This window comes from Streptomyces misionensis, from assembly GCF_007896895.1.
Classification (GTDB): Bacteria; Actinomycetota; Actinomycetes; order Streptomycetales; family Streptomycetaceae; genus Streptomyces; species Streptomyces misionensis_A.
Window position 1 is genome coordinate 1 of record NZ_VOGW01000097.1, and the last position, 6,700, is coordinate 6,700.

Annotated in this window: 4 protein-coding genes; 1 reads left to right on the top strand and 3 read right to left on the bottom strand. The window is 71.1% G+C overall.

Annotated elements, in window-relative coordinates; genetic code table 11:
* Positions 1-2,081 (bottom strand): SpoIIE family protein phosphatase (locus FRZ03_RS16695; RefSeq protein WP_146465955.1); only part of this gene is annotated, 2,081 nt, incomplete at its 3' end.
* Between the two features lie 158 nt (positions 2,082-2,239).
* Here FRZ03_RS16695 and aspS point away from each other — a divergent pair.
* Positions 2,240-4,003 (top strand): aspartate--tRNA ligase, encoded by a 1,764-nt coding sequence (aspS, locus tag FRZ03_RS16700; RefSeq protein WP_146465956.1) that lies wholly within the window; start codon positions 2,240-2,242, stop codon positions 4,001-4,003.
* 55 nt (positions 4,004-4,058) lie between these two features.
* Here aspS and FRZ03_RS16705 read toward each other — a convergent pair whose 3' ends face one another.
* Entirely contained in the window at positions 4,059-4,763 is a 705-nt protein-coding gene (locus tag FRZ03_RS16705; RefSeq protein WP_146465957.1) for a hypothetical protein, read from the bottom strand.
* Between the two features lie 110 nt (positions 4,764-4,873).
* Positions 4,874-6,589, bottom strand: a complete 1,716-nt coding sequence (metG, locus tag FRZ03_RS16710) for a methionine--tRNA ligase (protein WP_146465958.1) — start codon at positions 6,587-6,589, stop codon at positions 4,874-4,876.
* Between the last annotated feature and the right edge of the window lie 111 nt (positions 6,590-6,700).

Here is a 6,700-nt window from a genome sequence, read left to right on the forward strand (position 1 = left end):
CAGATGCTCTTGCCCTCGCCCCTCGGCTCCACCCCCCAGGTGTCCGCCAGGAGGCCGATCAGCAGCAGTCCCCGCCCGGACGAGGCGAGTTCGCCGGGGCGGCGCTTGTGCGGGAGGTCGTCACCGGTGTCGAAGACCTCCACCCGCAGCCGGCGCCGGCCGCCCCCCGGGGCGACCTCGGCCAGCAGCAGCGCGTCGGTGTCGGTGTGCACCAGCACGTTGGTGACCATCTCGGAGGCCAGCAGCTCCGCCGAGTCCACCTGGTCGGGGTCCGTCCAGTCGTGCAGCAGCTCGCGCACGTACCGGCGGGCCTCGGCGATCCGCTCGGGCTCGTCCTGCCCCACCGACAGCAGCACGCGCCGGCCCAGGGTCCGTACCGCCGCGCTGCCGTCCGGTCCGCCGCCCCGCCCCGGACGGCACAGCAGCACCAGCGCGATGTCGTCCTCGCGGCGGTCGGCCAGCGGGCCGGTGGTGTGGTGCGAGGAGGGCCCGTGCACGCCCTGCACCAGCGCGTCGGCCAGCGACTCCAGGTCGCCCTCGTGGTCCTCGAGGATCGCGCGCAGCCGCCGCCAGCCGCTCTCCAGATCGTGCCCGCCGGTCTCGATCAGCCCGTCGGTGCACAGCATCAGGGTCTCCCCCGGCTGGAGCGCGAACCGGGTCGTCGGATAGTCCGCGTCCGGGTCGACGCCCAGCGGCAGCCCGCCCGCCGTCGGCCGCTTCATCACCGTGCCGTCGGCCATCCGGATCACCGGGTCCGGATGGCCCGCGCGGGCGATCTCCAGCCGTCCGGTCGCCGGGTCGACCGCCACGTACAGGCAGGTCGCGAAGCGCGCGTCGGACTCGCCCTCGTCCTGGGTGATCCCGTGCAGGAAACGGGACGCGCGCGAGAGCACGGCGTCCGGGCGGTGCCCCTCGGAGGCGTAGGCGCGCAGCGCGATCCGCAGCTGGCCCATCAGCCCGGCCGCCCGCACGTCATGCCCCTGGACGTCCCCGATGACCAGCGCGAAGCGGCCGGAGGGCAGCGGGATCATGTCGTACCAGTCGCCGCCCACCTGGAGCCCGCCGCCGGTCGGGATGTAGCGGGCGGCGATCGCGATCCCCGGGATCTGCGGGCCGAGCGAGGGCAGCATGGAGCGTTGCAGTCCCTCCGTCAGCTCCCGCTCGGACTCGGCGGTCTCCGCCCGGGACAGAGCCTGGGCGAGCATCCGGGCCACCGTCGTCAGCACCGCGCGCTCGTCCGGGGTGAAGGCGACCGGATAGGCGAAGCCGGCCATCCAGGCGCCCATCGTGCGCCCGCCCACGGTCAGCGGCAGGAACGCCCATGAGCTGCGCCCGAAGGGTCGGGCGAGCGGCCAGGTCACCGGAAAGCGGTCCTTGTACTCCTCGGGCGAGGAGAGGTACACCGCGCGGCCGGTGCGCACCACCTCGGCCGCCGGGTACTCCATGGCCAGCGGCATCTGGGTGAAGGGGCCCATGTCGTCGGTCCGGTGCCCGTGGTGGCCGATCATCGTCAGCCGGTCGCCCTCCACCCCGAAGACCACCAGCCCGTCCGGCGAGAACCCCGGCATCGACAGGCCCGCGGCGACCCGCAGCACCTCCGCCGTGGACCGCGCCTCCGCCAGCGCCCGGCCCGCGTCCAGCAGGAACGCCTCCCGCGAGCGCCGCCAGGGCCCGGTGACCGTGGTGCGACCACCCGCGTCCGGGCCCGGCTCGGCGACCTCCTGGAGGGTGCCGGTCAGTACGTAGGCGCGCCGCTCGCGGTCGTACGACGGCTTGGACCGGCTGCGCACGACGCGCAGCACCTCGCCGCGCTCGTCCATGATCCGCACGCGCACCTCGGCGAGCGTGTCCTCGGCGACCGCGAGCTGCACCACCGACGTGATCTCGTTCCAGTCCACCGGGTGCAGCCGGGCCCGGGTCTGGGCCTCGGTGAGGGTGGCCGGCGCCGCGGGCAGCCCGAGCAGCCGCGCCGCCTCCGCGTCCACGGTGACCAGCTTGTCCGCCGTGTCCCAGTGCCACACACCGGTCGCGAGGGCGGCGAGGACATCCCCTACGGCCGGGAGCGGCTCACCTGTGCGCATTGTCCCCATTTAAGACAATGTGTGCGCGGCGTGCCACCGTAGGGCCGAGGGCCGCAAATGGTGGGGAGCCGATCTTGGGGTGGCCGGTACCCTTGGTTCAGCTGGGGGCGGCAACCCCGGTGATCACCAACTCAATCCGCGAAGGACGATGAACGACGATGCATCGGTACAGGTCCCACACCTGCGGCCAGCTCCGCGCCTCTGACGTCGGCACCGACGTCCGGCTCAGTGGCTGGCTGCACAATCGGCGCGACCTGGGCGGCATCCTCTTCATCGATCTGCGCGACCACTACGGCATCACGCAGCTGGTCGCCCGCCCCGGCACGCCCGCCTACGAGGCCCTGGACAAGCTCTCCAAGGAGTCCACGGTCCGCGTCGACGGCAAGGTTGTTTCACGTGGAACCGAGAACGTGAACCCCGAGCTGCCGACCGGTGAGATCGAGGTCGAGGTGACCGAGGTCGAGCTGCTCGGCGCGGCCCAGCCGCTGCCCTTCACCATCAACGCCGAGGACGGCGTCAACGAGGAGCGGCGCCTGGAGTACCGCTTCCTCGACCTGCGCCGCGAGCGCATGCACCGCAACATCATGCTGCGGACGGCGGTCATCTCCGCGATCCGCCACAAGATGACCGCGCTCGGCTTCAACGAGATGGCGACGCCGATCCTGTCCGCGACCTCCCCCGAGGGCGCCCGCGACTTCGTCGTCCCCTCCCGGCTGAACCCCGGCAAGTTCTACGCCCTGCCGCAGGCCCCGCAGCAGTTCAAGCAGCTGCTGATGATCTCCGGCTTCGACCGTTACTTCCAGATCGCCCCCTGCTTCCGCGACGAGGACGCCCGCGCCGACCGTTCGCCGGGCGAGTTCTACCAGCTCGACGTCGAGATGAGCTTCGTCGAGCAGGAGGACGTCTTCCAGCCGATCGAGCGGCTGATGACGGAACTCTTCGAGGAGTTCGGTGGCGGCCGCCACGTCACGTCCCCCTTCCCGCGCATCCCGTTCCGCGAGGCGATGCTGAAGTACGGCTCCGACAAGCCGGACCTGCGCGCCAAGCTGGAGCTGGTGGACATCACCGATGTCTTCGAGGGCTCGGAGTTCAAGGCGTTCGCCGGCAAGCACGTGCGCGCGCTGCCGGTGCCGGCGGTCCAGGACCAGCCGCGCAAGTTCTTCGACCAGCTCGGCGACTACGCGGTCTCGCTGGGCGCCAAGGGCCTGGCCTGGGTGCGCGTCGGCGAGGACGGCACGCTGTCCGGCCCGATCGCGAAGTTCCTCACCGAGGAGAACGTCGCCGAGCTGACCAAGCGCCTCTCGCTGGCCCCGGGCCACGCGATCTTCTTCGGCGCGGGCGAGTACGACGAGGTCTCGAAGATCATGGGCGCGGTCCGCGTCGAGGCCGCCAAGCGCGCCGGCCACTTCGAGGAGAACGTCTTCCGGTTCTGCTGGATCGTCGACTTCCCGATGTACGAGAAGGACGAGGAGACCGGCGCGATCGACTTCTCGCACAACCCCTTCTCGATGCCGCAGGGCGGCCTGGAGGCCCTGGAGACCCAGGACCCGCTGGACATCCTGGGCTGGCAGTACGACATCGTCTGCAACGGTGTCGAGCTGTCCTCCGGCGCGATCCGGAACCACGAGCCGGAGATCATGCTGAAGGCGTTCGAGATCGCTGGCTACGACCGGGAGACCGTCGAGGAGAAGTTCGCGGGCATGCTCCGCGCGTTCCGCTTCGGCGCCCCGCCGCACGGCGGCATCGCGCCCGGCGTGGACCGCATCGTGATGCTCCTCGCGGACGAGCCCAGCATCCGCGAGACGATCGCCTTCCCGCTCAACGGCAACGCCCAGGACCTGATGATGGGCGCCCCGACCGAGCTGGAGGAGGCCCGCCTGCGCGAGCTGCACCTGGACATCAGGAAGCCGCAGCCGAAGTAGTCCCTCCGGTGGTCGTTGAAACGCCCGGTGCCCTTGGGGCCCGGGCGTTTCGCCGTCACTCGGCGTCTTCCCCTTCTTCCTCCCCGCTCTCCGTGTCGGGTGAGGCACCGTCCTCCAGCAGTCGCTCGGCGATGTCGTCGGACCACCGCTGGGCCCAGGCACGCAGCTCGGCGAGCGCCGCCTCGGTGAGGCCGTACCGGGTGAACTGGGCGTCGGCGTAGAAGTCCGTGCCGGTCAGCCGGGACTGGAGGGTGGGCAGGTCGAAGACGTCATGGGCGTGCCGGCGCCCCAGTTCCTCCAGGGCGGGCAGGGAGAAGCGGGCCGCCGCCGCCCGGGCGTCGATCAGGTCGACGGCCGCGCCCCGGTCGTAGAGCGCGCGGATCTTCGTGCCGACGGCGTCCTCCAGGCAGAGCGCGGGACCGTACTCGGTGAGGTCCGGCGGCCCCCACAGGCTCTCCTTGTGCAGGGCGAGGACGCAGGGCTCGCCGGTCGGCGGGTCGGTGACGGTCAGCTGCGCAGTGCGCTCGGTGGCGGCGCCGGGGCGCACGGTACGGCCACGCGCCTCCAGGGCGGCGGCGAGGGCACCGGAGAGGCGGTCCATGGGCTCGCCGCTCTCGGTGGCGAGGTCCACGTTGGCGTGCGGGCGCCGGATCAGTCCGTGCGCCTGAAGGGCGTAGCCGCCGGCGAGCACCAGACCGTACGGTCCGCCCGCGGTGACGGCGTCCGCGAGGAGCCGCCGGTGGGGTTCGGGAAGGTTCACGGCATCCGTACTCTGCCAGACGGGGCGGGGGAGGCGGTGGAGGCGGAAGGGCCTGCGAGCGGTGCGGCTCGCGGGCCCTTCGGGCGGGGTGTGTCCCAGGCTGGGCCTGCTCAGCCTTCCTGGCCGCCGAAGCGCTCCTTGTAGGTGGCCAGGTCCTCGTCCGTCAGCTTGGCGAACAGGACCGGCGGGACCGTGAAGGGGGTGCCGGACGGGACGGAGGCGAGGGCCTTGGCCTCATCCGAGGTGACCCAGGTCGCGGTGTCGGCCGGGAGGCCGAAGGCGCTGCGCATGGCCGCCGAGGTGGCCGGGATCAGGGGCTCGGAGACGACCGCGTAGAGGTGGATGAGGTTCATCGCGGTGCGCAGGGTGAGGGCCGCGCCGTCCTTGTCGGTCTTGATCTCCAGCCAGGGGGCCTTCTCCTCCAGGTAGGAGTTTCCGGCCGACCACAGGGCGCGCAGAGCGGCCGCGGCCTTGCGGAACTGGAGGGCCTCCATCTGCGACTCGTACTCCGCGAGCAGCGCCGCGATCTCCTCGCCGAGCTTCGCCTCCGCCTCGCCCGGCAAGCCGCCGGCCGGGACCTCGTCGCCGAAGCGCTTGCGGGAGAAGGACAGCACGCGGTTGACGAAGTTGCCGAGGGTGTCGGCCAGGTCCTTGTTCACCGTGGCGGTGAAGTGCTCCCAGGTGAACGACGAGTCGTCCGACTCCGGCGCGTTGGCGATCAGGAAGTAGCGCCAGTAGTCGGCGGGCAGGATGTCGAGGGCCTGGTCGGTGAAGACGCCCCGCTTCTGCGAGGTGGAGAACTTGCCGCCGTAGTACGTCAGCCAGTTGAAGGCCTTGACGTAGTCGACCTTCTTCCACGGCTCGCGCACGCCCAGCTCCGTGGCCGGGAACATCACCGTGTGGAACGGGACGTTGTCCTTGGCCATGAACTCCGTGTAGCGGACCTGGGTGTCGACGTCGTACCACCAGGACTTCCAGTCCCGGTTCTCCGGGTCCTGGTCCGCCCACTCCTTCGTCGCGCCGATGTACTCGATCGGGGCGTCGAACCAGACGTAGAAGACCTTGCCCTCGGCCGCCAGCTCCGGCCAAGTGTCCGCCGGAACCGGGACGCCCCAGTCCAGGTCGCGGGTGATCGCCCGGTCGTGCAGGCCCTCGGTCAGCCACTTGCGGGCGATGGAGGCGGCCAGCTGCGGCCAGTCGGCCTCATGCCGGGCCACCCACTCCTCGACCTCGTGCTGGAGCTTGGACTGGAGCAGGAAGAGGTGCTTGGTCTCGCGGACCTCGAGGTCCGTGGAGCCGGAGATCGCGCTGCGCGGGTTGATCAGGTCGGTCGGGTCCAGCACGCGGGTGCAGTTCTCGCACTGGTCACCGCGGGCCTTGTCGTAGCCGCAGTGCGGGCAGGTGCCCTCGACGTAGCGGTCCGGCAGGAACCGGCCGTCGGCCGGGCTGTAGACCTGGCGGATCGCCCGCTCCTCGATGAAGCCGTTCTCGTTCAGCTTGCGGGCGAAGTGCTGGGTGATCTCGCGGTTCTCCGGGCTGGAGCTGCGGCCGAAGTAGTCGAAGGCCAGCGCGAAGCCGTCGTAGACGGCCTTCTGGGCGTCGTGCGCCTGGGCGCAGAACTCGTCCACCGGCAGGCCCTGCTCCTTGGCGGCCAGCTCGGCGGGGGTGCCGTGCTCGTCGGTGGCGCAGATGTAGAGGACGTCGTGGCCGCGCTGGCGGAGGTACCGGGAGTACACGTCCGCCGGGAGCATGGACCCCACCATGTTGCCCAGGTGCTTGATCCCGTTGATGTACGGAAGGGCGCTGGTGATGAGGTGTCGAGCCATCCGGCTGCTCCCAGGTCGGGTTGTTTTACGAACCTTGAAATGGTAGCCGAGACAGGTGGGCCGCCCGCTTCCCGTTTTACAGGGTGGGAAGGGGGCGGCCGGTGGCTGGAC

What these genes read in the sequence shown, in the direction of transcription:
- aspS (WP_146465956.1), top strand. Translation starts at nt 2,240, where the DNA reads ATGCATCGGTACAGGTCCCACACCTGCGGCCAGCTCCGCGCCTCTGAC.
- metG (WP_146465958.1), bottom strand. Translation starts at nt 6,589, where the DNA reads ATGGCTCGACACCTCATCACCAGCGCCCTTCCGTACATCAACGGGATC.